Annotated in this window: 4 protein-coding genes; all 4 read right to left on the reverse strand. The window is 47.0% G+C overall.

Annotation, left to right across the window (positions count from 1 at the left end; genetic code table 11):
• A partial coding sequence (locus tag QZP87_RS01755; protein ID WP_291321201.1) for an NAD-dependent epimerase/dehydratase family protein occupies window positions 1-275 on the reverse strand: 275 nt, incomplete at its 3' end.
• 127 nt (window positions 276-402) lie between these two features.
• Window positions 403-753, reverse strand: a complete 351-nt coding sequence (locus QZP87_RS15470; protein WP_363330971.1) for a GxxExxY protein — start codon at window positions 751-753, stop codon at window positions 403-405.
• The gene (gene gmd, locus QZP87_RS01760; RefSeq protein WP_291321202.1) at window positions 754-1,869 is read right to left on the reverse strand and encodes a GDP-mannose 4,6-dehydratase; all 1,116 of its coding nucleotides are present in this window, start codon (window positions 1,867-1,869) and stop codon (window positions 754-756) included.
• A 574-nt stretch (window positions 1,870-2,443) separates the two neighbouring features.
• Window positions 2,444-3,025: a hypothetical protein gene (locus QZP87_RS01765; protein WP_291321203.1), complete on the reverse strand. Its 582-nt coding sequence runs from the start codon at window positions 3,023-3,025 to the stop codon at window positions 2,444-2,446.
• Window positions 3,026-3,271: the final 246 nt, after the last annotated feature.

Genomic DNA, 3,271 nt, shown 5'->3' on the forward strand with positions numbered 1-3,271 from the left:
ATGAACTCAGCCGGATAGGTATTGTTGGCGTGTATCCCGCCTACCCTGGCAGCAGCCAGGAAGACGTAGTCTGGTTTATGCTCATGGAAAAAGTCCTGGACCGAATTCTGGTTGATCAAGTCCAGTTGATACCATGCTACTGACTCATCCTGGGGAACGCGGCTGTGGTAATTGGATAGCAGGCTGGTATAGCCTTCCTGCCTTAAGGCCCGAATAATTGCACTGCCGACCATTCCGGTCCCACCTGCTATGAATATTTTATTGTCTTTTTGCATAATTTTTTTCTTACCACAGAGGCACAGAGGACACAGAGAAGAAGGTTTTTTACCTCTGCGGGGTAAACCGCAGAGGTAAAGGCTTCCGCCCTTCAGGCATAATCAGCCTTTGTGGTCTATGTGTCTGTTAGTCCTGATTTTCTTTTAGATAACCGTTAAGTATCCTTACTATTCCTTCTTTTATAACCGGCACATTAAAATTCAGGATCAATCCCAGTTTTAGATCCGACAGTTTCAAATACGTCAGGACTTGAGCTTTATGAATTGGATCTATCTGTTCACAGGATTTTAGCTCAAGTATAATCCGGTTCTCAACCAGAACATCCAGCCGGTATCCGCAGTCGAGCCGGACATTCTTGTATACTACTGGAAGAGGCTTTTGTCTCTCAAAACAAAGGCCACATATTTGTAGTTCATGACACAGAGAACACAAAACTCTCTCTTCTCTGTGTCCCCTGTGCCTCTGTGGTGAGTGTATTTATTCATGATGATTGCAGACTGCGAATCCATGATCATTACACAGCTTATCCTTTTTGGCCAGGGTATAATCGTGCTGGACCATCTCCTTGACCATTTCTTGAAATGATATCTCCGGACTCCAGTCCAGCTTCTGCTTGGCCTTGCTTGGATCCCCCAGCAAAGATTCAACCTCTGTAGGCCTGAAGTACCTGGGGTCGATACGCACTAATATGTCACCGATATTGACCTCTGACTTCTGATCACTGACCTCTGAAACAACGCCAACTTCCTCGACCCCGTCTCCCTGCCAGGTCAGCCTCATACCCAGCTCCCCAAAGGCCAGTTCTACAAACTCCCTCACCGAATGCTGCTCACCGGTTGCTATGACAAAATCCTCAGGTTCATCCTGCTGCAGCATCATCCACTGCATGCGCACGTAATCCTTGGCATGACCCCAGTCCCTCTTGGCATCCAGGTTACCCAGATAAAGTGAGTCCTGCAGCCCCAAGGCAATGCGGGCAGCAGCACGGGTGATCTTGCGGGTGACAAAAGTCTCGCCCCGGATGGGACTTTCATGGTTGAATAGAATTCCGTTGCAGGCATACATTCCATAAGCCTCACGATAATTAACCGTGATCCAGTAGGCATAGAGCTTGGCAGCAGCATAGGGACTTCTGGGATAAAATGGCGTCTTTTCGGTCTGAGGTACTTCCTGGACCTTGCCGAAAAGCTCAGAGGTGGAAGCCTGGTAAAACCTGGTCTTTTTCTCCAGCCCCAGAAGCCGGATGGCCTCCAGGATTCTCAATGTACCCAGGGCGTCGGCATTGGCTGTGTATTCGGCTGTATCAAAAGACACCTGAACATGGGACTGAGCAGCCAGGTTGAATATTTCATCAGGCTGAACCTGCTGAATAATCCGGATCAGATTGGTGGCATCGGTCAAATCACCGTAATGCATGATGAATCTGCGGTCCGGTTCGTGGGGATCCTGATAAAGACGATCTACACGCTCGGTGTTGAAGGATGAAGCCCGGCGCTTGATGCCGTGGACCATGTAACCTTTGTCCAGAAGAAACTCGGCCAGATATGCTCCATCCTGTCCGGTGATACCGGTTATCAGGGCTGTCTTGTTCATTGTGATGATTCAATCCTTTTTTGTTACGTGTACTCTTTAACTAACGCGGGCTTTGCCCGCAACCCAAATAAGAAGATTATTGAACCACAGAGACACGAAGATCACCCGTGTTAAACACCCCATGGGGGACCCCGGTTTAACCGGGCAGGCTAAGTTTAAGACAGTAAGGAGGGTATTTTTTTGAAAACCGGGCAACGGATTTCAAAAAGGATGCCTTTTCATTTGCCGTTTTCCCGGCAAATGAAAAACCAAAACCCTTTGTGCTTTCTTCCTTCGTGTCCTTTGCCTGCCCCTTTGAATAGCTCAAAGAGCTAGCCCGAAGGGCATTCAACCGGGGTGCCTCCGCGCTTCGCGTGGTTCTTGTTTTTTATGACAGGGTTTCAAGAGTAAGTCACTGACCTGACCTTCGCCTGCGCCGCCTGTCATAAAACATCAAGGAATCATGAAGAAATATTACCACAGAGCTCACAGAGGGAACACAGAGAAAAGGAAATTAAAACCAGCATAATCCTTCTCATAGCTCTATGTTCTCGGTGATCTCTGTGGTGAGTATCGGGTTGGGGGCAGACCTGCATTATGCACCTTTAGGATCAGGGCGGTTTTCATGCTGACCATACAGTACGTAATGTTCCAGGGGATTGATATAATCCATGGATACGTCCGGGTTCTGCTCCAGGTATTTATTGGTGTTGAATTTTGCTGAAGGGTTAAGGCCTTCTTTCCAGCCGTGGTTCATATAGTGCGTTAGTGGGTCCATATCGCTTTGTTTTACATCCGGGTTGTGTTCTATGTAGTACTGGGCATCAAAGAAGCCGCTTTCCTTGATGCTCTCAAACAATTTTTTCTTTTTACGCTTGATGGCCCTTTTGGTAAAAAAATTAACCTTGACTTCGTACCTTTTCTGCAGCTTATCCAGTTTGTTGACCAGAACCGTTCTTTCCTGCCGGGCCCTGTTTTTCTCTCTGGACAGAGCAAGTTCCTTTTGTCTTAGTTTTGACTCCAGCCTGGAGATTTGCTCCTGACCTGCCTTGGCTTGTTCTTTAGTCAGTTGTTCTTCAAGTTTTTTTAATTCAGTAAAATAATCTCTGGAGAGTTCCTCCTGCTTTTTCAGCTTATTCTGCAGTTCCTTAATCTCCTGGACTTTCTGTTTTTCCACATTGGCCAGCTTCTGCTGCAGATCAGACTTTTCCTTATCTAAGGCTGCTGCCTTGTCAGCCTGAGTTTTACTCTGTTTTTCCAGATTGGTGGTCTTCTGAGTCAGCTGGGCCTTTTCCTTTTCCAGGGCTTATATTTTACTTTCCAGTTCTTTTTTTGCCTTTTCAAGATCAGCAGCTTTATTTTCTACAGATTCCTTATGCTGTTGCAGCCCGGCTATGGTCCGGGCATTTTCCTGCTTTTCCTG

The sequence above is a fragment of the Desulfonatronospira sp. genome, assembly GCA_003563255.1.
GTDB lineage: Bacteria > Desulfobacterota > Desulfovibrionia > Desulfovibrionales > Desulfonatronovibrionaceae > Desulfonatronospira.

What these genes read in the sequence shown, in the direction of transcription:
- gmd (WP_291321202.1), bottom strand. Translation starts at nt 1,869, where the DNA reads ATGAACAAGACAGCCCTGATAACCGGTATCACCGGACAGGATGGAGCA.